20 protein-coding genes and 1 other RNA gene are annotated in these 24,676 nt (G+C 42.5%); 14 read left to right on the plus strand and 7 right to left on the minus strand.

The annotated features are described in order from the left end of the window. Positions 1-4: 4 nt before the first annotated feature. The 4 genes from lpxD (at position 5) to CWC04_RS16890 (ending at position 2,804) form a co-directional block, all read left to right on the plus strand. Complete coding sequence (lpxD, locus tag CWC04_RS16875; RefSeq protein ID WP_064386080.1) at positions 5-1,027, plus strand: UDP-3-O-(3-hydroxymyristoyl)glucosamine N-acyltransferase; 1,023 nt, start codon at positions 5-7, stop codon at positions 1,025-1,027. Between the two features lie 26 nt (positions 1,028-1,053). Next, positions 1,054-1,506 carry a 3-hydroxyacyl-ACP dehydratase FabZ gene (gene fabZ, locus CWC04_RS16880; protein WP_055253107.1) on the plus strand — a complete coding sequence of 151 codons (453 nt, stop codon included), beginning with the start codon at positions 1,054-1,056 and terminating at the stop codon, positions 1,504-1,506. A 2-nt stretch (positions 1,507-1,508) separates the two neighbouring features. After that, entirely contained in the window at positions 1,509-2,279 is a 771-nt protein-coding gene (gene lpxA / locus CWC04_RS16885; protein WP_029773689.1) for an acyl-ACP--UDP-N-acetylglucosamine O-acyltransferase, read from the plus strand. 138 nt (positions 2,280-2,417) lie between these two features. Further along, positions 2,418-2,804 (plus strand): septal ring lytic transglycosylase RlpA family protein, encoded by a 387-nt coding sequence (locus tag CWC04_RS16890; RefSeq protein ID WP_138685958.1) that lies wholly within the window; start codon positions 2,418-2,420, stop codon positions 2,802-2,804. A gap of 195 nt (positions 2,805-2,999) precedes the next feature. On the opposite strand, the gene cydC is transcribed toward CWC04_RS16890, so the two are convergent. Genes cydC through CWC04_RS16915 form a run of 5 tightly spaced genes read right to left on the minus strand, consistent with a single transcriptional unit; the run spans position 3,000 to position 9,393 of the window. Continuing rightward, positions 3,000-4,742 carry a thiol reductant ABC exporter subunit CydC gene (cydC, locus tag CWC04_RS16895; RefSeq protein ID WP_138685959.1) on the minus strand — a complete coding sequence of 581 codons (1,743 nt, stop codon included), beginning with the start codon at positions 4,740-4,742 and terminating at the stop codon, positions 3,000-3,002. Next, entirely contained in the window at positions 4,735-6,507 is a 1,773-nt protein-coding gene (gene cydD, locus CWC04_RS16900) for a thiol reductant ABC exporter subunit CydD (RefSeq protein WP_138685960.1), read from the minus strand. Before cydD ends, cydC begins: the two co-directional genes overlap by 8 nt. Beyond that, positions 6,497-6,661 (minus strand): cytochrome bd-I oxidase subunit CydX, encoded by a 165-nt coding sequence (gene cydX, locus CWC04_RS16905; protein WP_004586934.1) that lies wholly within the window; start codon positions 6,659-6,661, stop codon positions 6,497-6,499. Before cydX ends, cydD begins: the two co-directional genes overlap by 11 nt. Before the next feature lie 12 nt (positions 6,662-6,673). Then, a complete protein-coding gene (gene cydB / locus CWC04_RS16910) occupies positions 6,674-7,813 on the minus strand; it encodes a cytochrome d ubiquinol oxidase subunit II (RefSeq protein ID WP_024033821.1) in 1,140 nt (379 codons plus the stop codon). After that, entirely contained in the window at positions 7,810-9,393 is a 1,584-nt protein-coding gene (locus CWC04_RS16915) for a cytochrome ubiquinol oxidase subunit I (protein ID WP_004586936.1), read from the minus strand. The genes cydB and CWC04_RS16915 overlap by 4 nt, the downstream gene beginning before the upstream one ends. A gap of 291 nt (positions 9,394-9,684) precedes the next feature. Between CWC04_RS16915 and lpxB the strand changes: the two genes are divergently transcribed. The 6 genes from lpxB (at position 9,685) to CWC04_RS16945 (ending at position 17,637) form a co-directional block, all read left to right on the plus strand. Then, positions 9,685-10,842: a lipid-A-disaccharide synthase gene (gene lpxB / locus CWC04_RS16920; protein ID WP_138685961.1), complete on the plus strand. Its 1,158-nt coding sequence runs from the start codon at positions 9,685-9,687 to the stop codon at positions 10,840-10,842. After that, positions 10,832-11,434 carry a ribonuclease HII gene (rnhB, locus tag CWC04_RS16925; protein ID WP_024033823.1) on the plus strand — a complete coding sequence of 201 codons (603 nt, stop codon included), beginning with the start codon at positions 10,832-10,834 and terminating at the stop codon, positions 11,432-11,434. Before lpxB ends, rnhB begins: the two co-directional genes overlap by 11 nt. A gap of 3 nt (positions 11,435-11,437) precedes the next feature. After that, positions 11,438-14,929 (plus strand): DNA polymerase III subunit alpha, encoded by a 3,492-nt coding sequence (dnaE, locus tag CWC04_RS16930; protein ID WP_054983466.1) that lies wholly within the window; start codon positions 11,438-11,440, stop codon positions 14,927-14,929. A 16-nt stretch (positions 14,930-14,945) separates the two neighbouring features. Beyond that, the gene (accA, locus tag CWC04_RS16935; RefSeq protein WP_004586940.1) at positions 14,946-15,902 is read left to right on the plus strand and encodes an acetyl-CoA carboxylase carboxyl transferase subunit alpha; all 957 of its coding nucleotides are present in this window, start codon (positions 14,946-14,948) and stop codon (positions 15,900-15,902) included. 91 nt (positions 15,903-15,993) lie between these two features. Continuing rightward, the gene (gene tilS / locus CWC04_RS16940) at positions 15,994-17,298 is read left to right on the plus strand and encodes a tRNA lysidine(34) synthetase TilS (protein WP_138685962.1); all 1,305 of its coding nucleotides are present in this window, start codon (positions 15,994-15,996) and stop codon (positions 17,296-17,298) included. After that, on the plus strand, positions 17,299-17,637 hold the full coding sequence (locus CWC04_RS16945) for a hypothetical protein (RefSeq protein ID WP_055253102.1): 339 nt from the start codon (positions 17,299-17,301) through the stop codon (positions 17,635-17,637). A gap of 67 nt (positions 17,638-17,704) precedes the next feature. Here the strand turns inward: CWC04_RS16945 and CWC04_RS16950 are convergent, their stop codons facing one another. Continuing rightward, positions 17,705-18,601, minus strand: coding sequence for a GGDEF domain-containing protein (locus CWC04_RS16950; RefSeq protein WP_054983464.1), 897 nt, complete (start codon positions 18,599-18,601; stop codon positions 17,705-17,707). Between the two features lie 133 nt (positions 18,602-18,734). On the opposite strand from CWC04_RS16950, the gene CWC04_RS16955 reads away from it, so the two are divergent. Continuing rightward, positions 18,735-20,708: a monovalent cation:proton antiporter family protein gene (locus tag CWC04_RS16955; protein ID WP_138685963.1), complete on the plus strand. Its 1,974-nt coding sequence runs from the start codon at positions 18,735-18,737 to the stop codon at positions 20,706-20,708. 145 nt (positions 20,709-20,853) lie between these two features. Here the strand turns inward: CWC04_RS16955 and CWC04_RS16960 are convergent, their stop codons facing one another. Continuing rightward, positions 20,854-21,999, minus strand: coding sequence for a patatin-like phospholipase family protein (locus tag CWC04_RS16960; protein ID WP_004586945.1), 1,146 nt, complete (start codon positions 21,997-21,999; stop codon positions 20,854-20,856). A gap of 222 nt (positions 22,000-22,221) precedes the next feature. Between CWC04_RS16960 and CWC04_RS16965 the strand changes: the two genes are divergently transcribed. The 3 genes from CWC04_RS16965 to CWC04_RS16975 all read left to right on the plus strand — a co-directional run bounded on the left by CWC04_RS16965 (position 22,222) and on the right by CWC04_RS16975 (position 24,496). After that, positions 22,222-23,097: a DUF3014 domain-containing protein gene (locus CWC04_RS16965; RefSeq protein ID WP_138685964.1), complete on the plus strand. Its 876-nt coding sequence runs from the start codon at positions 22,222-22,224 to the stop codon at positions 23,095-23,097. A 138-nt stretch (positions 23,098-23,235) separates the two neighbouring features. After that, positions 23,236-23,332, plus strand: an RNA gene (ffs, locus tag CWC04_RS16970) — signal recognition particle sRNA small type. 108 nt (positions 23,333-23,440) lie between these two features. Further along, entirely contained in the window at positions 23,441-24,496 is a 1,056-nt protein-coding gene (locus CWC04_RS16975) for a site-specific integrase (protein WP_138685965.1), read from the plus strand. The last annotated feature ends 180 nt before the right edge of the window (positions 24,497-24,676 follow it).

Consider the following 24,676-nt stretch of genomic DNA (forward strand, 5'->3'; position numbering starts at 1 on the left):
CTCTATGCAAAATTATACGCTTTCGCACATTGCGGAACTTCTAGGCGCCGAACTTCAAGGTGATGGCGCTTTAGAAATTACAAAAATAGCTACACTTGCAAATGCCCGTTCTGGGCATATTGCATTTTTAGCGAACTCAAAATATCGTACGCAGCTTGAAACCACACAAGCCAGCGCAGTGATTCTTAGTGAAGCCGATGCACCGTATTTTAGTGGCGCAAAAATCATTGTTGGAAATCCGTATGTGAGCTACGCAAAGCTTGCACAATTTATGGATACAACCCCGCAAGCGGCGCAGCAAGGTATACACGCTAGTGCGACTATTCACCCAAGTGCAACGGTAAGTGCAAGTGCTGCCATTGGCGCAAATGTAGTTATAGAAGCCGGTGCTGTAATTGGTGATAACGCACAAATTGGTCCGAACAGTTTCATCGGTGAACGTGTTAAAATAGGTTCTGGCACAAAGCTTTGGCCGAGTGTGACTATTTATCACGATGTTGAAATTGGCGCTGATTGTTTATTTCAAGCAAACAGTGTGGTTGGCAGTGACGGATTTGGCTATGCAAACGAGCGCGGGCAGTGGGTTAAAATTCCTCAGCTAGGCTCTGTGATTATCGGCGACAAGGTTGAAGTGGGCGCAAGCACTACAATTGACCGTGGCGCACTCGATAACACGATTATTCATAGTAATGTGATCATCGATAACCAATGTCAAATAGCACACAACGTTGAAGTTAACTCGGGTACTGCAATTGCAGGCTGTACTGTACTAGCAGGTAGTGTAACCATTGGTAAAAACTGCCAAATAGGTGGCATGACCGCAATTAATGGTCACATGTCAGTATGTGATGGTGTTATAATTACCGGCATGAGTATGGTGACTAAATCGATCACCGAGCCGGGTATTTACTCATCTGGTATGCCCCATACAACTAATAAAGAATGGCGTAAATCAATTGCCCACTTGCGTAATCTTTCAGACATGAAATCACGTCTTAAAGCGCTTGAAGCATTGGCTAAGTCATAACGTTGAACACTAATAAGGATGCTATTTTGGCAAACGAATTAAATAGCCTTGATATTCAAGAAATTTTAAGTTTATTACCACACCGCTACCCGATGCTTTTAATTGATCGTGTAATTGACTTTACGCCTGGCGAGTCACTGCATGCGATTAAAAATGTATCGGTTAACGAGCCTATTTTTACTGGCCACTTTCCAAATCAGCCAATTTTCCCTGGTGTGCTAATATTAGAAGCCATGGCGCAAGCCACCGGTTTATTAGGATTTAAAACAGTAGAAAACCGTAGCGATAACGAGCTTTACTTATTTGCTGCAGTCGATAACGCACGTTTTAAACAGCCAGTTATACCGGGCGATACACTGCATTTGCATGTAGAGTTTTTAAAAGAGCGTCGCAATATATGGAAATTTGCCGCTGAAGCAAGAGTCGACGGCAAGGTTGTATGTAGTGCCGAAATTATGTGTGCGAGAAGAGAGTTTTAATAGTGATCCATTCTACAGCAATAATCGAACCTGGCGCTAAACTAGGCAACAATGTCTCAGTTGGTCCATATAGCTATATTGGCAATGATGTTGTGATCGGTGATGACTGTATTATTGAGTCTCACGTTGTTATTAAAGGGCCATCTACTATTGGCTCTGGCAATCATATTTTTCAATTTGCGTCAGTAGGCGAAGCCTGCCAAGACAAAAAATATAACAACGAACCAACCACCCTTATTATGGGCGATAACAACGTTATACGTGAGTGTGCAACCATTCACCGTGGTACTATTCAAGACCAAGGTGTTACTAAAATTGGTAGCAATAACTTATTTATGGCGTATACCCACGTTGCTCACGATGCCGTAATTGGTAATAACGTTATATTTGCTAATAACGCAAGTGTTGCAGGCCACGTGCATGTAGGCGATTGGGTTATTTTAGGTGGTAACTCAGGTGTGCATCAATTTTGTAAAATTGGTGATCACGCATTTATTGGTATGTACTCAGGCGTTAATAAAGACGTACCGCCATTTGTAACCACCATTGGTATGCCAGCAGGCCCTGCTGCGACCAATAAAGAAGGTATGAAGCGTCGTGGCTTTGAAAGCGACGAAATTATGGCTGTTCGCCGTGCTTATAAAGCGTTTTACCGTAAGAGCTTAAGTGTAGACGAAGCGATTGCCTCACTAAGTGAAGATGCCGCTAAGTATCCTGCGGTACAAACCATGATTGATTTTGTGAAAAGCTCTGAGCGCGGTATCGTAAGATAAGCGCCTTATGCTTTTAAAAAAAACCACCTAAGAGTAATCGACGGTGGTTTTTTATTGCCTATAAAATATTTTAATTCAGTACACACTCAGCCACGTAAGGTTAACCTTTGCGCGAATTTTTATAATTAAAGCGCAACTATGTCTTTTACTAAGTTAATTTTTACCCTCAGTTTTTTATCAATTTTAGCTGCGTGTAGCAGCCAACCTCTAGTTACCTCTGCTAATGGCGAGCGTGCTCAGTTAGGTAAAGCCTCTTATTACGCTAATAAATACCATGGTCGCACAACAGCAAACGGCGAAACATTTAGCCAAAATGCATCCACTGCTGCGCATTTAGAATTACCCTTTGGTACAAAAGTGAAGGTTACAAACTTGGCAAATAACAAATCGGTGATCGTGAGAATAAACGATAGAGGCCCGTACGTTAGAGGGCGGGTTATTGATTTATCGTTAGGTATGTTTAAAAAAATTGCCGACCCTAAAGTCGGCGTTATAGATGTATCAATCAGCGTATTAAATGATTAACTTGATCTCTGGATAATATATCTATCTCAAGCAGCTATTTTTAGCGCTAACTGCGTTGAATTTTCTTGCAATATGCTAGCTATTGACGCGTAAATTCGCCTTGTTTCCACTTAAAATTTCTAGCTAGAAAAAACAGAATTAAGTTTCATTAATATTCGGTTGGTTAGTAAATCTCTTAACCAGAGTTCAAGTTATTTAAAACCGAGTAGTTAAGGCAACATAATCGGAATATGTTTCGCTAAGCTCTTTATGAGTGCCTTGTGCTACAAGGCTGCCATTTTCTAGCCAGATAATGTTATCCATTTGTGCTAAAAGAGCAGGGTCGTGGGTAATGGTAAGTACGCTTGCCTTACTCATTACCTGCATAATAGCGCTCATTACCGTTTGCTTAGATTGGTTATCAAGTCCTTCAGTAGGCTCATCAAGTACTAAAATAGCTGGGTTTTGTAATAAAGCTTGCGCAATGGCTATGCGCCTTGATTGGCCTTGAGAAACACTTCTCCCACCTGTGCCTAAACGGGTTTTTAAACCATCTTGTAGCTCATTAAACCAAGGTTTTAGCTGTGCAAGGTTAATGGCTTCAAGCATTTCTTCTTTTGTGGCGCTTGGCTTTGCATAGCGTAAGTTTTCACTTAATGTGCCATCAAAAATATGATGCTGCTGCGCAAGTATATTAATAACGCCTGCGCGGGTGTTGCTGCTTAGTGCGTGGAGTTCTTCTGCGTTATTTTCATCGCTTAGCCTAATGCTGCCTTGCTGCATTGGCCATAACCCGGTGAGTAAATTAACCAAGGTGCTTTTACCACTGCCGCTTCTGCCTACAATCGCCACTTTTTGCTGTGCCTTAAGGGTAAAGCTGATATTAGTTAAAGCACTGTGCTCCTGGTATTTATAGCCAATGTTATTAAGCGCCAAAGTTGTATTGTTTTTATCAAACTGCATCTCAATTAACTCTGCGCTATTAGCTTCTTGCGCTGTGACTTTATCTTCCAGTGTAAATAGTCGCTCAGCGGCTTTGAGTACAGTGGGCAGCTCTATAAATGCATTAGGCAACAGTAATACAGTTTCAAAGCTTGCTAATACAAATAGGCTTAACATAGCAAGCTCAACATTGACCATAGCGCCGCTGTAAACCAAAGGCACAATAGTGACTATGGCGCCAAGCATAGCTAGCTGCACAACCAGCAAACTTAAACCGTCGCTATTTGCGAGTGCTTTATGGCGACTATAAAGTTGTTGGTTATATTGCTCGTTTAGTTCATTGCATTTTGAAATTTGCCCAGCACGTGCCTGATAAATACTCAGCTCTCTAAGGCCGGTTAGGGTGTCAGAAAGCTCTGCTCTAAGTTGTGCACTGAGCTGTGTTTCTTTATGGCTATTTTTATTTAATTTAGCACTCAACAGCGCAGGTAAAACAACGCCAATTAATAAAATGCCTATAAAACAAATAAGCGCAACATTGGCGTTATAAGCCGCCATAAACACCATAATTATGGGCACACTCAACAGCGCTACCAGCATAGGTAGTAATATGTTTAAGTAAAATTTATCAAGCGCATCCACATCATTTTGTAAGCGGTTAACTAAATCGGCGCTGCGGCTCATTGCTAAATCTACATTGTTTAGCTTACTTAGCGTGGCAAACATATTAACGCGTATTTCACTAAGCAATAAAAATGTCGCGTTATGTGTTACTAAGCGCTCACCATAGCGTGATGCAGTTCGTACAATCGCTAAAAATCGAATGGTTCCTGCAGGTGTAAAGTAATTCATTTGTACGCCTGCAATACCCGCTGCCGCCATTGAGGCTAAAAACCACCCCGATATAGCGAGTAAGCCCACGTTTGCAAGTACCGTTAACGTCGCTAAAAAAGTACCCAGTAGCATGGCTTTATAATGGGGGCGGCAAAGTTTTAATAGCCTAATAAAATTAGTCATTGTTTGCTCCTTGCGCTTGTAAATTAAGGAGTGATTTAAATGCGCCTTGTTGCTGCTCAAGTTGGCTGTAAGTACCTTGCTGTGCTATTTCGCCATTTTGCATAACCAGGATATTGCTTGCGTTTTTCACTGTATTTAGCCGGTGGGCAATGACCAACACTAAGTGGTTTTTAGCGTAATTATTTATAGCCTGCTGAATAAGCTGCTCGGTTTGGCTATCAAGGTGGGCTGTCGGTTCGTCAAGCACTAAAATAGGTGCTTGTTTTAAAAACGCCCGTGCGAGGGCTATACGCTGCTTTTGACCGCCAGAGAGCCCTTCACCTTGCTCACCTATCAGGGTGTCGAACCCATTCTCTAACGTGTTTATAAAATCTAAGGCGCCCGCTTGGTGTGCGGCTTGCTCAAGCTCTAGTTGCGTAGCGGCTGGCTTGGCTATTTTTATGTTATCGCTAATGCTTTGATAAAAAAGCGTTGGGGTTTGTGGGATCCACGCAATTGCGTTTTGTAATGTACTCATGCTTGTAGCATCAAGTGATTTATTATTAATGCTTATTTGTTCAATCACCTGCGGATGAAACCCTAATAAACAATCAAATAAAGTACTTTTACCTGAGCCACTAGCACCTACTACTGCCACTAGCCCTTTAGCGGGTAGCGTAAGGTTTATATTTTTTATGCCTTCGTTACTGTTTGGGTAGGTAAAGTTTAAGTTGTTTATATTTATTGAGCTTATTTGCTCCTCAAACTTTGCTGAATGTTGCTGTGACTGCTCAGGAAGTGGGGCATTTAAAATAGTGACCATATCGGCCGCTGCGCTTATACCTTGCAAACGGGCATGGTAGTGGCTGCCTAATTGGCGCAGGGGTAAGTAAAATTCTGGGGCAAGTAGTAAAACAACAAAGCCGGTTGCAAAATCAAGCGTGCCAAAAAACAGTCTAAAACCAATGATTACCGCCACCAGCGCCACACTAATTGTGGCTAAAAATTCCAGCGCAAATGATGATAAAAAGGCAATTTTTAAAACTCCGAGTGTAGCGTGCCTAAAGTCATCAGAAATTTTGGCTATTTGTTTTAGCTCTTTTTGCGTTGCGTTAAACAATTTAAGTTGTGTTAAACCTTGTACGCGGTCAAAAAAGTAATTACCTAGTACGGCCAGTTGCTGCCATCTTTTTTGATTTAACGCCTCGGCCTTTGAGCCCACCAAAATCATAAAAAACGGAATAAGCGGGGCGGTTAATAAAAATATTAAGCCTGCTTTATAGTCGGTTGGAAAAATAACCACCAATATTGCCAGCGGAATAAGCGCGCTATAAGCAACGCCAGGCAAGTATTTAGCGTAGTAGTCGTGCAGTGCTTCAACGCCATCGTGCACGGTGTTAAGCGTGGCTCCTTGGCCGTGTTGTTCAATATAACTTGGGCCAAGTTGCGTTAATTTGGTTAATAAGGTTTGGCGCATAGCCGACTTTATTTTAAGTGCCGCATAAGCACTGAGCCTTTCACTGATAGCTAAAAACAGGGCTCTGAGTAAAATAATACCCGCAAGTGGCCAAAGTAAATGGGTTACTTGGTTAAGGCTTGCACCTTCAAACATCACATTATGAATAGTTTGTGCCAGTAAATAGGCGCCTGCAATCATTAAAATAGCGTTAAATGTGCCCAGTGCAATACTTAACTTTAGCCATGCACCCGCAGGCTTACTTTGCCGTTTTAAAAAAGCGCGCAGAGATTGCTGCTGCGCGCGATTTGGTCGGGGATTAGTCGTCATCTTTAGTGTTGTTAGCTTCGTTTAGTAAATCATGCATCGGTTGTTCATCATCAGCTATGCTGTTTTTATTTTGATGAAACTCGTACCACATTACATTTATAACACCTAAGGTACAGGCTAAAAGTACACCTAAAATCCAAGCGAAATACCACATAATTTAGTCTCCTTAGTAGCTACCGTGCGTGTTGTTTTCAATTTCGTCTACCGTTACTCTGCGCCACATTTTTACGTAACACCAGGTGGTGTAGGCCAAAATTAACGGAATAAATATAACAACAGCAACAAACATAATATTAAGCGTTCTGTGGCTCGACACCGCATCCCAAATAGTTAAGCTAATATCTGGGTTATTAACAGATGGCATAATAAATGGGAACAGCGACACACCCGCCGTCATAATAACGCCAATTAACATAATGCTGGTTGAAATAAGCCCTAGCGCTGGCTTGTTTAGTTTAGAGAACAGTAAAGCACTGAGTGCCATAACAAAGCCTAAAATAGGGAAGGTCATTGTCCATGGGCGCTCGCTGTAATTATTAAGCCACGCACCTTGCGCTGTGCTTACAACTTTTGCCAACGGATCTGCATGGCTTTGCGTATCAGGCATAGAAACAATTTGGTAGCCATTTATGTTTGCTACCCAAAAACCCGCAGCCGCAAACAGTACAATAAATACCACTAATGCGTAGCGGCCATATTGCGCTGAGCGCTCTGCTACGGCATCTGCTGTGCGCAGTTGTAGCCACATGCCTGCATGGGCAATTAACATGGTGATACTAATTAAACCTGCCAGTAGGCCAAATGGGTTGAGTAAGCCAAAAAACGAGCCTTGGTAACTTACACGCAGTAAGTTATCAATATTAAACGGTACACCTAAAAATAAATTACCAAATGCCACACCAAATACTAAAGCCGGAATGGCGCTGCCTGCAAATAAGCCCCAATCCCAGTTATTACGCCAGCGTTTAGAGTCTATTTTTGAGCGGTAATCAAAACCTAAAGGTCTAAAAAATAGCGCAAACAAGACCAGCATCATGGCAAAGTAAAAGCCCGAAAATGCAGCGGCATACACCATAGGCCACGCTGCAAATAAAGCGCCGCCTGCGGTAATAAACCATACTTGGTTACCGTCCCAGTGGGCGCCAATGGTGTTAATTACCGTGCGGCGCTCTGAGTCTGTTTTACCAACTAGGCGAAGCAGCATCGCTACGCCCATATCCATGCCATCGGTAATTGCAAAGCCTATTAGCAGTACGCCAATGAGCAACCACCACAGCATTTTTAATGTTTCATAATCAAAAATCATAATTGCTCTCCTGCGTCTTTATCTGCTTTGTTTGGTAACTCAAAGTGATACTTACCTGTATGTAACGAGCTTGGGCCTTGTTTAATAAAGCGCACCATTAACCAACCTTCTACAATGGCAAGGCCAGTGTAAAAAATAATAAACCCAGTTAAGCTAATTAAAATATCGTTTACCGTCAGTGACGAGGTCGCTAAAAAGGTCGGTAATATTTCTGATATAGCCCAAGGCTGGCGACCATATTCAGCAACGATCCAACCAAATTCTATTGCAATCCATGGTAGTGGAATACTTAATACTGCAGCCCACAGTAGCCAACGTTTTTGCTCAATAATACGGTGTGCGTTGTAATAAAATGCCAATACAAACACGGCCAGCATAGCTACACCACAGGCCACCATTATCCTAAACGACCAAAACATAGGCCCCACTTTAGGGAACGAGTCTTTAACTGCCATTTGAATGTGCTCCTCTGTGGCATCTACCACATTGGGGGTATAGCGCTTAAGCAGCAAGCCATAACCTAAATCGGCTTTAAGAGAATCAAATTTAGCTATGTTTTCTTCGCTGTCATCGCCATTTCTTAGCTTTTGGAGGTATTCGTACGCTATCATGCCATTACGAATGCGTACCTCGTGTTTTTTCTCTAAATCAGAAATACCAATAACTTGCTCATCTAAAGAGCGGGTAGCAATAATACCCAGTGCGTAAGGTATTTTTACTGCTGCATGCGTTACCTGCTCATCTGAATCAGGAAAACCAAGCGCGGTAAACGCAGCGGGTGCTTCTTCGGTATGCCACTCAGCTTCTATGGTGGCAAGTTTTACTTTTTGAACTTCGCCTACTTCGTAGCCTGATTCGTCACCTAATAAAATGACACACAATATGGATGCTAAACCAAAGCCAGATGCAACCGAGAACGAGCGCTTAGCAAAGGCTAAATCACGGCCTTTTAATATGTACCAGCTACTAATGCCCAGTACAAACATAGAAGCGGCTACGTAACCTGCCGATACCGTATGAATAAACTTAACCTGCGCCACAGGGTTAAATACAAGCTCTGCAAAGCTGGTCATTTCCATACGCATGGTTTGATAGTTAAACTCTGCCCCTACCGGATTTTGCATCCACCCGTTAGCTATTAATATCCACAGCGCCGACATATTAGTACCTAGCGCCATTAAAAATGTAGCGCCCAAATGTTGGCGTTTAGTTAACCTATCCCAGCCTAAAAAGAACATACCCACAAAGGTCGACTCTAAAAAGAACGCCATTAAGCCTTCAATAGCGAGCGGGGCGCCAAATACATCGCCTACGTAATGCGAGTAATAAGACCAGTTAGTACCAAACTCAAACTCCATGGTCAGGCCCGTTGCCACCCCAATAGCAAAGTTAATACCAAACAATTTTCCCCAAAACTTAGTCATATCACGATAAATTTCGCGACCGGTCATAACATAAACCGATTCCATAATAACTAAAATCCAGGTCATACCTATGGTTAAAGGTACGAATAAGAAATGGAAGAGTGCGGTAACAGCAAACTGCAATCGCGATAGATCCACAAAGGTTTCATCTATCATTTTTGGCTCCTTGAGGGTGACGGGTTAACAAGGCAATTGATAATTGGCAAAGTTAAAATTAATGAACTTTCAGTAATTACTGAAAGTTTGGAATATTATTTACGTTTGCACAATTTTTGTCAATAAACATATTAGAAAAAGTTAATATATATTCACCATGCTACATCAGTATGAAATACAAACAATCGTTTGGTACTAAATTAGTTACAAATAATCGTTAATTTAAAGCGTTTAACCAAACATTAAAACACGGTAAACTAACCGCTATGAACGCCTGATAAATAAAGTCGAATGAATAAAGAGAAAAAACAACTACGTATTGGTATTGTGGCAGGTGAGCTGTCGGGCGATATTTTAGGCGAAGGCTTAATTAAAGCACTTAAAACGCACTTTCCAGATGCCATTTTTGAAGGCATTGCAGGGCCAAAAATGCAGGCGCAAGGCTGTAAAACGCTTTACGACATGGACGAGCTCTCGGTAATGGGGCTGGTTGAAGTATTAGGGCGTTTGCCGCGTTTACTTAAAATACGTAAGCAGCTGGTGCAGCACTTTAAAGATAACCCACCCGATGTATTTATCGGTATTGATGCGCCCGATTTTAATCTACGCGTAGAAAAGCCTTTAAAAGATGCCGGTATTAAAACCATTCAATACGTAAGCCCGTCGGTTTGGGCGTGGCGCGAAAAACGCATTCATACCATTAGTGCTGCCACAAACTTAGTGCTTGCCTTGCTGCCATTTGAAAAAGAATTTTACGATAAGCACCAAGTACCGTGTACATTTGTAGGGCACACCTTAGCTGACGATATAGCGCTTGAGCACGACGATAGCCAAGCCCGCGAAGAACTTGGCCTAAATACCGACGACAAAGTACTGGCTTTACTGCCAGGTAGCCGTGGCTCAGAAGTAGGTTTACTCAGCGAAACCTATATAAAAACAGCTGCGCAGTTACAAGCGCAAAACCCAGACCTTAAAATAGTGGTGCCGCTGGTTAACGAAAAACGCAAAGCGCAATTTAGTGAAATTTTAAATGCCACTGCACCAAATTTAAATGTAAACCTACTCGATGGTCAGTCAAAACTAGCCATGCAAGCAGCCGATGCCATTTTACTGGCATCAGGCACAGCAACGCTCGAAGGCATGCTGTATAAAAAGCCTATGGTGGTGGGTTATAAAATTAAGCCGATGAGCTATTGGATTTTTAAAACCTTGTTTACCTTTAACATTAAATATTTTTCACTGCCAAACTTATTAGCCGATGAAGAGCTAGTGCCGGAGTTTTTACAAAGTGAATGTAACGTGGCTAATTTAACGGGCGCACTTACGCCTATGCTAAATACCGATAATAAAGAACTAAAAGCACGCTTTTTAGCCATCCACGAAAAAATTAGATTAAATGCCAGCAAACAAGCAGCTAATGCTGTGGCGGAGTTAATAAATGCAAATTGAACGACCCAACGTAACCTTAATTGCCGGTGTAGATGAAGTAGGGCGTGGCCCGCTTGTCGGCGATGTTGTTACCGCTGCGGTAATACTTGACCCAGCGAATCCTATTGCAGGTTTAGCTGACTCTAAAAAGCTAACCGACAAAAAGCGCCAAGCACTGGCTATAGAAATAAAACAAAAAGCGCTGTGTTATGCCATTGGTCGTTGTAGCCCAACAGAAATTGACGAATTAAACATTTTGCATGCAACTATGCTTGCAATGACGCGTGCAGTTGAGGGGTTAAGTACACAACCAGAGTTTGTATTTGTAGATGGTAACCGCTTACCTAAATTAGCTATGCCGGCTCAAGCGGTTGTTAAAGGCGACAGTTTAGTGGCTGAAATTTCAGCAGCCTCTATTTTAGCCAAAGTAGCGCGTGATGATGAAATGCTTGAGCTTGATACACGCTACCCGCAATACGGGTTTGCAGGGCACAAGGGGTACCCAACTAAAGCGCATTTTGCAGCGCTTGAGCAATACGGGGCTATTGATGAGCACCGTAAAAGTTTTAAGCCGGTACAACGTGTGCTAATGCAAGCAAAGGGCGAGGCATAAATAATGGCCGCTCCAGATTTTGTACATTTACGGGTTCACTCAGACTTTTCGATGGTCGATGGCTTAGCTAAAACCAAGCCTATTGTTGCTAAAGCGCAAGAGCTTGAAATGCCCGCGCTGGCAATTACCGATCAAATGAACTTTTGTGGTTTAGTGCGTTTTTATGGCGCAACCCACAGTGCCGGTATTAAACCCATAGTGGGAGCCGATTTTTGGTTGCGCAGCCCAGAGTTTCCAGATGAGCCAAGCCGTATTACGTTGCTAGCTAAAAACAACGACGGTTATAAAAACATTACCTTATTAATATCTGAAGCTTACCAACGCGGGCATATATTTCATCGCCCAGTGATTGACCGAGAATGGCTAGTTAAGCACAAAGAAGGGCTTATTATTCTCTCAGGCGCAAAAGATGGTGATTTAGGTAAAGCCTTATTAAAAAATAACCCAGGCGTTATTGAATCTGTAGTGAGCTTTTACAAGCAGCATTTTAGCGATCATTACTATTTAGAGCTTATTCGCACCGACCGCCCGCTTGAAGAAGACTACCTGCATATGGCGGTAGAGCTCGCAGCAAAAGAGCAGCTGCCCGTTGTTGCCACAAACGAAGTGGTTTTTTTAAAGCCCGAAAATTTTGAAGCGCACGAAATTCGTGTGGCTATTTTTGACGGTTACACACTTGATGACAAACGCCGTCCTAAACGGTTCTCACAAGAGCAATATCTAAAAACGCCTGAGCAAATGGCCGAGCTATTCAGCGATATTCCTGAAGCGCTGCAAAATACGGTAGAAATAGCCAAACGCTGTAACGTAACGGTGCAACTAGGCACTTACTTTTTGCCTGATTACCCAACCGGCTCGTTAAAAATTGAAGACTTTTTAGTTAAGGTTTCAGAAGATGGCCTTGAAGAGCGCCTGCAGTTTTTATTCCCTGATGAACAAGAGCGACAAGAAAAACGGGGCGAATACGATGAGCGCTTAAAAGTAGAGCTAGGTGTAATTAACCAAATGGGTTTCCCAGGCTACTTCTTAATCGTAATGGAGTTTATTCAGTGGAGTAAAGATAACAATATACCGGTAGGCCCTGGGCGTGGTTCAGGTGCAGGCTCGTTAGTAGCATACGCACTTAAAATTACCGACCTCGACCCGCTTGAATTTGACCTACTCTTTGAGCGATTTCTAAACCCTGAACGTGTATCAATGCCCGATTTCGATGTCGATTTTTGTATGGACAGGCGTGATGAGGTAATTGACCATGTATCGGCATTGTATGGCCGTGATGCGGTATCACAAATTATTACCTTTGGTACCATGGCTGCAAAAGCGGTAATACGGGATGTAGGGCGTGTACTTGGCCACCCTTATGGTTTTGTTGATCGAATTTCTAAGCTGATCCCAGGGGATCCCGGGATGACGCTTGCCAAAGCGTTTGAGGTAGAGCCGCGTTTGCAAGAAGCCTACGATGGCGACTCAGAAGTAAAAGATTTAATCGATATGTGTCGCATCCTCGAAGGGTGTACACGTAATGCCGGTAAACACGCCGGTGGTGTTGTAATATCGCCGACGACCATTACCGACTTTGCTGCACTTTATTGCGATGACGAAGGTAAGTTTCCGGTAACACAGTTTGATAAAAACGACGTAGAAACCGCAGGCCTTGTTAAGTTCGATTTCTTGGGCTTACGTACCTTGACCATTTTGCAGTGGGCTGTGGATATGACCAACGAGCGCATGAAACGCGAAGGCAAAGCGCCCGTTGATATAAATACCATTCCACTGGATGATAAAAAAAGTATAGAGCTATTACTGCGCGCCGAAACAACCGCGGTATTCCAGCTAGAATCGCGCGGCATGAAAGACCTCGTACGCCGATTAAAGCCCGATTGCTTTGAAGATATGATTGCATTGGTAGCCTTGTTTCGCCCAGGCCCACTGCAATCAGGCATGGTAGATAACTTCATCGACCGTAAGCTTGGCCGAGAAGAAATTTCATACCCAGATGCCCAATACCAACACGAAAGCTTAAAGCCCATACTTGAGCCTACTTACGGCATTATTTTGTATCAAGAACAAGTAATGCAAATTGCCCAGGTACTAGCAGGCTATACGCTTGGTGGCGCCGACATGCTACGTCGTGCAATGGGTAAGAAAAAACCCGAAGAAATGGCCAAGCAGCGTTCAACCTTTGAAGAAGGTGCACGCAATAATGGTATAGACGGCGAACTGGCGATTAAAATTTTCGACCTGGTAGAAAAATTCGCAGGTTATGGTTTTAATAAATCTCACTCGGCAGCGTATGCACTGGTTTCGTACCAAACGCTGTGGATGAAAACGCACCATCCGGCAGAATTTATGGCTGCGGTAATGTCGGCCGATATGGATAACACCGACAAAATAGTAATCTTGGTGGATGAATGTGAAAACATGAAGCTCACCTTATTACCGCCTGATGTAAACGCCGGTGAGTTTAAGTTTACGGTAAACCTGCAAGGTGAAATTGTTTACGGTATTGGTGCTATTAAAGGCGTAGGTGAAGCGCCGGTAGAGGCCATTTTAGAAGCGCGCGCAAAAGGCGGCCCATTTAAAGATTTATTTGATTTTTGTGCCCGTGTAGATTTAAAACGCTTAAATAAACGTGTAACCGAAAAATTAATTTACGCCGGTGCACTTGATCAACTCGGGCCAGAGAAAACCCAAGCAGGGCGTGCAACATTACTGGCAAGTTTAAAAGATGCCATGCGCGCTGCCGATCAGCACAACAAAGCTGAGCAACTTGGGCAAAGCGATTTATTTGGCTTACTGGCCACCGAGCCTGATGAAGTTGAGCAAGCCTTTATTAAAGCCACGCCGCTTACCGATAACCAATGGCTTGATGGCGAAAAAGACACGCTAGGCCTTTATTTAACAGGGCATCCGATAAATCAGTATCGCCGTGAACTTAGACATTACACAAGCGGCAAGCTGGTGGATTTACAGCCAACAAATCGTGATGTACTCTCTACGGCGGCGGGTTTAGTTATTTCAGCGCGGACCTTAATTAATAAAAAAGGAAATCGTTGGGGCTTAATAACTTTAGATGACAAGAGCGCCCGTATTGATGTACGCTTGTTTCCTGAACAGTTCGAAATGTACCAAGAAATGCTTCAAGTAAACAATATCTTGGTAATATCTGGACAGGTCAGCTTTGATAACTTCTCCGGTGGCATTACAATGACCGCCAGAGAAATAAACACCATTGCTCAAGCGCGTGAAAAACGCATTAAAGCGATTAAAATGACGCTGAACATGGTGCAAATCGAGGCAGGTTTCTTCGATAAATTACAAAAAGTACTCGAACCTTATAAAATGGGAACGTGTCCGATCAAGGTTTATTACCAGCGCCCCGATGCGTTGGCGCAATTAACCCTAGGGATCGAATGGTGTGTTACGCCGAGCGACGACTTAATTCATAAGTTATCACTCATGGCGGCACAAGATGTAGAACTAGAATTTAACTGATTAGGTAGTTTAGAGCATGAGCCTCAATTATCTTGATTTTGAGCTTCCGATTGCAGAATTAGAAGCAAAAATTGAAGAATTACAAAGCATAAGCCGCGCTGGCGAATTAGACCTTGAGTTAGAAGAGGAAGTCAGCAAATTAAAAGAAAAAAGCGCTAAGCAAAAAGAGGAAATATTCTCAAATTTAGGCGCTTGGCAAGTATCGCAGTTAGCGCGTCATCCGTTGCGTCCTTACACTCGAGATTATATCGAGCGCATTTTCACGGAATTTGACGAGTTTGCAGGCGATCGTACTTTTGCTAACGATCCGGCTATTTTAGGCGGTGTTGCACGTTTAGATGGCGAACCAGTAATGGTGATTGGCCAGCAAAAAGGGCGTGATACAGCTGAAAAAATTAAACGTAACTTTGGTATGCCAAAACCAGAAGGCTACCGCAAAGCGCTACGTTTAATGGAAATGGCCGAGCGTTTTAAAATGCCAATTATGACCTTTATCGACACCCCAGGGGCATACCCAGGTGTGGGCGCTGAAGAGCGCGGTCAGTCTGAGGCAATTGCACGTAACCTAAAAGTAATGGCGGCACTTAAAGTACCCACAATTTGTACGGTTATTGGCGAAGGCGGCTCTGGTGGTGCTTTAGCCATTGGTGTTGGCGACAGAGTTAACATGTTGCAATACAGCACGTACTCAGTAATTTCGCCAGAAGGCTGTGCTTCAATTTTATGGAAAAGCGCCGATAAAGCACCACTTGCCGCAGAGGCAATGGGTGTAACTGCTGAGCGGGTTAAAGAGCTTGATTTAATTAATAACTTAGTTGAAGAGCCTTTAGGCGGCGCACACCGCAATTACGATGCAATGGCACGTAACTTAAAAACACGTTTAAAACGTGACCTTGCTGACTTACAAGCGCTATCGCTTGAAGACATGCTAGATCAACGCTACAAACGTTTAATGTCGTTTGGTTACTGCTAATTAGCTAACCAACACATTTATTGTTAAAAAAGGCCGCTTATGCGGCTTTTTTGTTTTAAAATACTGCAAACATTAAATTTATAGCGTATCCATGCAAGCATCACCTATTTATCAGCACGTTAAACACGCCCTTGAGCACTTTTTTAAGCACCAGCAGTATAACTTTACGGTGGCGCTTTCGGGTGGCGTGGATTCGGTGGTATTGCTTCATATAATGCACTTATTAAAACAAGCGCAACCAAAGCTAAACGTAAACGCGATTTATGTTAATCATGGTTTAAGCCAATACGCGAATGACTGGCAGCGCTTTTGCCAAAACTTGTGCGCTGAGCTAAATGTACCGTTTAATGCCGCGCAGGTAACAATAAACCCAAAAACACGAACAAGCCTTGAAGCGCAGGCACGTGAGGCGCGTTACAAAGCACTTGATGAGCTAAGCCCCGCGGGCAGCGTTATTTTGCTGGGTCAGCATTTAAACGATCAAATAGAAACGTTTTTACTGCGGTTAAAGCGCGGCTCTGGCTTAAAAGGGTTAGGCGCAATGCAAAAAATGCGTGAACTACAAAGCGGGCGAATATGCTACAGACCGCTTTTAAACATAACGCGCAGTGATATAGAGCACTTTGCCACAGAGTTTAATATTACGCACATTACTGATGACTCAAATACCGATGAGCGTTTTGATCGTAACTTTTTACGTGCACGTGTAGTGCCTTTACTTGCAAAGCGCTTTAAAGGTTTTGAACATTGTGCTGGGCGCAGCATTGAGTTACTACAGCAACAACAAGCGCTACTTGATGAGTACACTGAACTTGATTTAAAACAAAGCGTAAACGCCCATCAAGCACTGAGCGTTAGTCAACTAACCACCTACAGCGACGTGCGCATAACCAATGTGGTTCGTGCGTGGCTTAGCTTATTTACCCAAGTAATGCCCTCACAAAAGCAGCTTTTGCAAATAATTAACCAAGCCATAAATGCGCAGGCTGATGCGCAAATGCAAGTTGATTTAAGCGAGGGGCAAATACGACGCCATCAAGGGTATTTGTATTTTGTTACACCACACACGCTATTAGCCGATGAAGCGCTAACGAGCAATGAGCTTGCGCTTAATGATGGGCGCGTTTTAATAAAGCAACAAGGTAAAGGCCTACGTGCCCCACTGCCAAACGAGCAAGTCACCGTGCGCTTTAATTGTAATAGTGCGCGTATAAAGCCGTTAAAAAAGCCAGGCAGCAATACGCTTAAACACTGGTTTAAAGATGCAAAAGTAGCCCCGTGGTTAAGGGAGCGCGTGCCTTTAATATTTTATAACGACGAGCTTGTGCAAGTTGTTGGTTATTTTGTAAGTGAAAAACACCAAGACGAAAACGGCATTTTTTGGGAGTGTAAATAAATGAAAGATCAGCCACATGTAGGCCTATCGCTAGTTAGCAAAGCGCCGATGGGTATGTTAATAACAGCGTTAGTTGCTGTTATAGCCAATGTATTACTAGAGCTTAATATTATTACATTAGGTTATGCCGTTGTGGGCGGGGTGATATCGGCGGTATTACTGCTTGCCTACTGGTTAGGTAAAGGCGGGTTATTTTTTATTTTAGGCGTAAGTTTACCATTGGTTTTAGTGTTATTTACCCCGCTTGCAAGCATAACAGCATTGCTTAATTTAGTGAGCGGCTTCTTTTTTGGCTTTTGTGCAGCCTTGTTTGTTTATAAATTACTGGCTAATAAATAATTAATTTGTAATAAAAAAGCTTAGCGGGGGAAGCTAAGCTTTTATGAATAATACAGTTATATAAATACTAATATGCTTTTGCACAGTTGCGCCCAGAGGCTTTAGCCTTATATAAGCCTTTATCGGCTCTAGCAAATATTGCTGTTTCGCAATCTTGGCTATTGGCTAGGGTAAAGCCAATGCTGGTGGTTACTTTGTATTTAGACATTAAACTTGAGTTTCTGACTAAGTGCATAATGCGCTCAGCAACCACTTTGTTTGTTGTAAACTCGGGGTCTTCAATAATCAGCGAAAACTCATCGCCACCAAATCTAAACACGGAGTCGGTACCGCGTATGCTGCTACAAAGTACCTGCGAAAACTCTTTTAAAACATCGTCACCTACTTTATGACCATAGTTGTCGTTTACTTGCTTAAAGTTATCTAAATCAAGCAGCATTAAACTAAAAGGGCGCTGGTAACGGCGGCAGTTTTCGAGCTTTTGCGATAACATGTCATTAAATTGGCTACGGTTATTCAACCCAGTGAGCGCATCTTTTGTGGCAAGTTTTAACACTCGGCTGTACATCATTGCGTTACGTAGTGGGTACACAAGGGCGCTGTGCAAAGCACGTAATTTGTTTTCAATCGCTTTACTAATAGGGTATTGGCTAAAGTAAATTAGCTGTCCTAAGTGCTCGCGACCAATAGCTAAATCGTAAGAGTACGGGCTAGTGTTCGTGTTGCTATCTGAGGTTTGTGCAGTGCCGAGCGTTGATTGAAACTGCAGCCCTGAAAAGTTAAGTAGCTGTTTAGCAAATTTTGCATAAATAGCCAACACATCTTCTATTACTAGGCTTGTTTGTAGCTCGGTAACTAAATCGTGCGTTGCCGCTGTTTCGTTTGTGTGTGTTTGCTCTGCCGAAAACGGCAAAAAATCGCCGCGCCCAGACACGCGTTGTGTCAAAATATGGACATTTTCCATTAAAATCTTCCCCCAGGGTGTTACTTTGCAATAACCAAGCTATTTTTATGCCATATTTTAAAATTGCTTGATAAACATATGGTTGCTATATTTAAAGTTCATTCCGTAGTTTAATTGACGCTGGAGGCCGAATTTGCAAAGTATAAACGCTCAAATTTTTGGCTTGTTAGTGGCGGCGGTGCTTTTTGTATGGTTTTTTAAGCGCATTGGTTTGCCGCCTATTTTGGCGTATTTAGCAACAGGCGTTTTAGCGGGCAGCCATGGCATTGGTTGGCTTGCTCAATCTCACGAAATTGAGTTTATTGCTGAGCTGGGCATCGTATTTTTATTGTTTAGTTTAGGGCTCGAATTTTCTATATCGCGGCTAATGGCCATGCGCAATATTGTGTTTGGACTGGGCTCGTTACAAGTTGGTGTTACCAGCTTGCTCTTCATTATTATTTTATATTGCTTAAATTTTAGCTTACTCACTAGCTTTACCATTGGCACAATTATGGCGCTTTCTTCAACCGCGGTGGTGGTTAAGCTATTAAAAGAAACTGGCGAACTAAACCAGCGCCGTGGGCAGCTGGCGGTGGGCGTATTACTGTTTCAAGATATTGCCGTTGTGCCCCTACTTATTATTTTGCCATTGTTTGCCTCAAGCGATTCGCAAAGTATTAGTTGGGCGCTGGCATTTGCGCTTACAAAAGGCGCGTTTGTGTGCTTATTACTGTGGGCAATTGGTAAATGGGTGCTGCCTAAGGTATTTAAAGAAATAGCGCAGGTACGAACCGATGAGCTGTTTGTACTTACCACAATTTTGGTGGCGTTATTTGCCGGCTTTTTAACTTACATGTTTGGTTTATCAATGGCGCTTGGGGCATTTTTAGCTGGCATGATGTTAGGAGAGAGCCATTACCGCCATCAGCTAGAGGCTGATATTAGGCCATTTCGCGATATTTTAATGGGGCTGTTTTTTGTAACTGTGGGGATGCAGCTCGATATTTTATTTGTGCTTTCACATGGTTTTGTAATTATTGGCGCATTATTTGGCTTGTTAATATTAAAAATTACCGTGCTGGCATTAAGTGCCAGATTAATGCATGAGCGTAATCAAGACTCGTTAGCCTGCGGCGTTATGCTGTGGCAAATGGGAGAATTTGGGTTTGTGCTTATTGCTTTGGCAAGTCAGCATGAGTTGCTCAATTCAGAGCAGGCGTCGTTTTTAATTGCCTTGGGGGTGCTTTCGATGGCGCTAACCCCGTTTTTAATTGATAAAACCCCACTAATTTTAAAGCAATTAGGTATTTTAGATCACCCCAGTATGGCGAGGGAGAGCGAGCCTAAAAGTAGCACCTTATATAACGATCACGTGGTTATTTGTGGCTTTTCACGCGTAGGACAAACTATAGCGCGATTTTTAAAACCCGAAGCCATAGATTACGTTGCCATAGAAAGTAACCCTATTTTAGTACAAGAGGGCAAAGCCGCAGGTGAGCCAGTAATATTTGGCTATGTAAAACAAAAAGATATTTTAAAGTGCGCAGGGGTAGAGCGAGCACGCTTAGTGATTATTACCTTTACAGAGCTTGAGCATGCACACGTGGTAATAGACGCCATAAAGCAACTTGCGCCTAACGTTAAAATACTAATAAGAACCCGCGACGACAGCCAATTAAACAACTTAAAAGAGTTGGGGGTTACTGAGGTGGTGCCTGAGTCGTTAGAGGCAAGCTTAATGTTGGTTTCGCATGTGTTGTCGATGTCGGGCGTACCGATGACACGCATTGTACGCCGTGTTAGTAAAGAGCGCCGTAATCGCTACCCGCTTATGCAAAGTTTTTACGCCGGTTACTTTAAAGACAACGAAGAAACCACCTCTGAGCGCTTAGAATATTTACACGTAGTTGCGTTGCCAGATCAAGCCTATGCGGTGGATAAAACAATAGATGAGCTTAACTTATCTAAACGCCGCGTGACTGTAAAAGCTTTGCGCCGAGAGGGGCAAGAAATAGACGACCCATCAACCAGCACCACATTGTGCGCAAACGATGTACTGGTATTGCAAGGTAAGCCTAGGCGGGTAGAGCGAGTAGAGCATTACCTACTCGATGGGCTTGAATAAAAAATGCATTTGATGTTTTTTACTGACATAGATGCAAGTTATTAAAATAACACAGAGGTAGTTATCCAGCTCAGTTGGTTTCAAAGCTTACTCTGCGATTAAATAGCCCATAGAACAAGTTTTAATTAGCAAAAGCCAACATTAGCTAGTCGAGCTCTAAAAATTGGCGTATTTCGGGTAGTTTTTTCATGCCATCTTCATAGCCAATTTGAATTAGGTGCTGAGTGTAGCGTTTTTCAAACAATAAATAGCTGGTTAAACTCGATTGCGAGTGTTTTTTTACCCCAATTGTGCGTAGCAGCAACTTAATTGCCCACGGCATATCGCTGTAGTATTGCGCGGCAATATCGTTAAAGTTTTTTGATGGATTAATAATACAGGTTTCTATTTGTTTCAGCTCTTGATGTTTGTCGCGCGCCGGAAGCAGCCCTAAAGTGCGATTTACACGCTCAAGGCGCTCAAGGTCGGCTTGCATGGTGTCGCTAAATACACTATCGAGTAAATGCCCTGCAACCGCAGAGAGCCCAGGGTAGTGGGGCGAGTAACCCGCCGGATGCGACTCTTTTGGTTGGTCTACCCCAATAATAAATATTTTTTCGGCGCCTAAATGAATGGACGGGCTAAGCGGTGAGAGCTGGTGAATAGAGCCATCGCCAAAATAGTGGTTAAATACATTAACACTTGGAAACACCATAGGAATGGCGCTTGATGCCATTAAATGCTCAACGTTAATACGCATAGGGCGGCCTTCGCGTTTGGCGCGTTGCCAAGGTGTTTGTGTGTTTGACTGAAAAAACGCAACAGAGTCACCGGTTGTATAGCTTGAAGCGGTAATTGAAATCGCTTCTAAATAATTACGGTGTAAATTACGCTCAATGCGGTGCAGGTCTAAAATTTCGTTTAATAAACCGCGCAAAGGGCGGTTATTTAGCAAACTGCCTGGCGGGTGGTTTATATGCTCAGACTGAAAACTGGTTAAAATATTGCGCGCAATATGGCCAAATACACTTAAAAAGTCGCTTTTGTAGACCATAGACGTTGAAAAGTTTTTCCAAACAGACTCAAGTTTACGCACGGCCAAATGCGCACACGAGGCATAACAGGCCAAAGCTGCAGAATTAATCGCGCCTGCAGAAGTGCCGTTAATAATTCTAAATGGCAAAGGCGCAGTGCGAGGCATACTATGAGCAAGCGCTTTAAGCACGCCCACTTGATAAGCAGCGCGAGCGCCACCACCTGTAAGTAATAGGGCTATTTTAGGTTTATGTGGGTCAACTTGCTGGATTTTCATAGTGGTTTTTGAACTGCTTAACGTCTTTTCTTTATTTATCAACTTTAAGTCTTTAAGCTAGAAGAATCAAAGAATAACTGAGTTACTATGGCTCGTTGTTCTAATTAGTAAGTGTAGGTTTATGTTGTAAAGCCTATATTTAAAGTAATAGTGATTACCGATAGTGAATTTTTTCCACTCAGCGTACTCTGAGTAATATGCATTTAAATTTATGGAGTTTGTATGTCAGATAAACCAGAAGCGTCAGATGTTCAAAAGCGTCCGCCTAAAAACAATTTTTTATTCGCCGTTATTATTTTAATTATTTTAGTGTGTGCCGCTGCGTTCGTCCTGTTATCGCCCACTGACGAGCCAGAAACTCGCACAGAGGTAGAGCAAACACCAAAAGAACAGCCAGTGCTGGAGCTAAAGCCAGAGAACGACCCTGTGGTAAATGCGCCATCAGTTAAGCCTGAAAAGCCAGCGGAGCTGAGCGTACCTGCTCAACGCCCAGCTGAGCCAGAGCCGGTTGTAGAGCCATTACCAACGCTTGATGAAAGCGACACCGTAGTGGTTGCTAAAATGGATGAATACTTAAGCGACTCGGTAATGAGCCTAATGGTAACTGACGATGTAATTCGCCGTGGCGTCGTATTTATAGACAACATAGCTAAAGGCAAAATTGCTAAAAAGCACACGCCAGTGGTTAAACCCGAAGAAGAATTTAGCGTAAACGAAGGGGACATTTTAACAATTGACCCTAACAGCTACGAGCGCTATACACCGTATGTAAAAGTATTTACGAGCATGAGCGCCGCCCAAGCTGTGCGTATGTACGAGCAGTACAAGCCATTAATCAACAACGCGTACAGTGAAATTGGTTACGGTGATGATGAATTTAATCAAACGCTAGAAGATGCTATTGAGTTATTACTTGATACACCGGAGCCAGAAGGCGAGTTACCGCTACTGCGTGACTCGGTTACTTATCAGTATGCGTTTTCTGAATGGGAGCAATTACCAGCTGCACAAAAACAGCTGTTACGTATGGGCCCAGAAAACATGAAAAAAGTAAAAGCAGCACTGCGTAAAATTAAAGCCGAGTTAGAGCGTAATTAATAGGCATTAAAGGCTGTTTTTAACCGCGATTGTATATGAAGTATGCAATCGCACTTTCTTTTTTGATTATCCCTTGAATAACACACCAAAAGTAGAGATAATCCTTCCCGCGCCAACCAAGGCCCTCAATGGTAGTCTTATTGGTCCTCTCGCAACACTAGCAGGCGAACCTGGTCAGGCCCGGAAGGGAGCAGCCACAGTTTGTGACGTGTGTGCCGAGATGTGGCTGGTAAGACTGCCACCCAAACTATTTTAATTTATTTATTAACAATAGCTTGGGTCAGTAAATCTTCAAAGTTTTTTATTTACGTGTATCCCTTATACGTATCACTTTGGAGTATATATGCATCTTTTATTATCTCGCCATGGTATTTGGTACTACAGAAAAACCTATCTATTATCATCTGGTAAACGTAAAGAAATCCGAAAAAGCCTCAGAACTAGAGATAAAAGAGAAGCTAAACAGTTAGCTATTAAAATACTAGTGTTAAGCAAGTGTCCTGATTCAGCCAGAAAAGTAACATCTCAATTAATAACCCAAGAACAACTCCCTTCATTAAGCGTATGTATTGGTAATTACATTGATGCTAACAAGCATTTATGGCAAGAGCGCCACCAGCATCGTATAGAGGGGGTTCTAAGTGAAATTCCCAGTTTAATATTAACCAAAGCTAATGTGTCTACATTGAAGAAAAAATGGTTAGAGGGTAAATCCATTGCAACTGTAAATAAGTGTATTGGCTATTGTTCTATGTTTTATAAATGGGTTGAAAGTGAATACGATGGCATAGAGAACCCTTTTAACGGGTTAAAGATAAAAGGGCATATTGAAAACTCACGAACAGCATATACAAAAGACGAATTAAATACTTTTTATACACAAGCTTCAAAATTAAGAGACAAGGGTCAAGAGTCGCACTTTTGGTTTCTTATGATTGGACGGTATACAGGTATGCGTGCAAATGAAGTGTGTCAGTTGAGAGTTATAGATGTTGATCAAAGTTCAAATATCTTCTTTGTTAGGGGAGATGTGTTAAAAACAAAAAACTCTAAGCGTGTTATTCCTGTGCATCCCAGACTTTTAGAATTAGGTCTTTATAGGTTTATCAATAGCCGTGAAAATCGTTTAATGGAACATTGGAAAGCATCTAAACGGTCATATGCAGCAATGCCAACAAAGTGGTATTCTTCCTTTAGGAAACGTCATAATTTACCAGATTACCATTCATTAAGGCATACCGTGGGTAATGAACTTAAAAGCTCTGGTGTACCTGTGCAGTACTGTGCCGCGATATTAGGTCATGCTAATGGCAGTATTACATTTGATCGGTATGGGCATGAGGTTGCCATACAGAGGCTGCAGGATGTAGTTAAATTCATAGGTGTTACTGAAAATTAAAGCAGAGTGAATTATAGCTACAGTGCTCCATGCCTAAAGAATAAAATCATATAGATATTTAAAGGAATTTATTGAGTGTTGATAAATAATGCTGACGAGGAATACACTGAACTTGATGAACTTGATGAACTTGATGAACTTGATGAACTTGATGAACTTGATGAACTTGATGAACTTGAT

Origin of the sequence: Pseudoalteromonas sp. S2893, assembly GCF_005887105.1 — a bacterium.
GTDB lineage: Bacteria > Pseudomonadota > Gammaproteobacteria > Enterobacterales > Alteromonadaceae > Pseudoalteromonas > Pseudoalteromonas atlantica.

Coding starts and splice junctions, on each gene's coding strand:
- CWC04_RS16965 (WP_138685964.1), top strand. CDS start 22,222: ATGTCAGATAAACCAGAAGCGTCAGATGTTCAAAAGCGTCCGCCTAAA.
- CWC04_RS16890 (WP_138685958.1), top strand. CDS start 2,418: ATGTCTTTTACTAAGTTAATTTTTACCCTCAGTTTTTTATCAATTTTA.
- lpxD (WP_064386080.1), top strand. CDS start 5: ATGCAAAATTATACGCTTTCGCACATTGCGGAACTTCTAGGCGCCGAA.
- rnhB (WP_024033823.1), top strand. CDS start 10,832: ATGCAAATTGAACGACCCAACGTAACCTTAATTGCCGGTGTAGATGAA.
- cydX (WP_004586934.1), bottom strand. CDS start 6,661: ATGTGGTATTTCGCTTGGATTTTAGGTGTACTTTTAGCCTGTACCTTA.
- lpxB (WP_138685961.1), top strand. CDS start 9,685: ATGAATAAAGAGAAAAAACAACTACGTATTGGTATTGTGGCAGGTGAG.
- CWC04_RS16945 (WP_055253102.1), top strand. CDS start 17,299: ATGAAAGATCAGCCACATGTAGGCCTATCGCTAGTTAGCAAAGCGCCG.
- CWC04_RS16915 (WP_004586936.1), bottom strand. CDS start 9,393: ATGATAGATGAAACCTTTGTGGATCTATCGCGATTGCAGTTTGCTGTT.
- CWC04_RS16950 (WP_054983464.1), bottom strand. CDS start 18,601: ATGGAAAATGTCCATATTTTGACACAACGCGTGTCTGGGCGCGGCGAT.
- CWC04_RS16975 (WP_138685965.1), top strand. CDS start 23,441: ATGCATCTTTTATTATCTCGCCATGGTATTTGGTACTACAGAAAAACC.
- dnaE (WP_054983466.1), top strand. CDS start 11,438: ATGGCCGCTCCAGATTTTGTACATTTACGGGTTCACTCAGACTTTTCG.
- CWC04_RS16960 (WP_004586945.1), bottom strand. CDS start 21,999: ATGAAAATCCAGCAAGTTGACCCACATAAACCTAAAATAGCCCTATTA.
- cydB (WP_024033821.1), bottom strand. CDS start 7,813: ATGATTTTTGATTATGAAACATTAAAAATGCTGTGGTGGTTGCTCATT.
- cydC (WP_138685959.1), bottom strand. CDS start 4,742: ATGACTAATTTTATTAGGCTATTAAAACTTTGCCGCCCCCATTATAAA.
- cydD (WP_138685960.1), bottom strand. CDS start 6,507: ATGACGACTAATCCCCGACCAAATCGCGCGCAGCAGCAATCTCTGCGC.
- tilS (WP_138685962.1), top strand. CDS start 15,994: ATGCAAGCATCACCTATTTATCAGCACGTTAAACACGCCCTTGAGCAC.
- accA (WP_004586940.1), top strand. CDS start 14,946: ATGAGCCTCAATTATCTTGATTTTGAGCTTCCGATTGCAGAATTAGAA.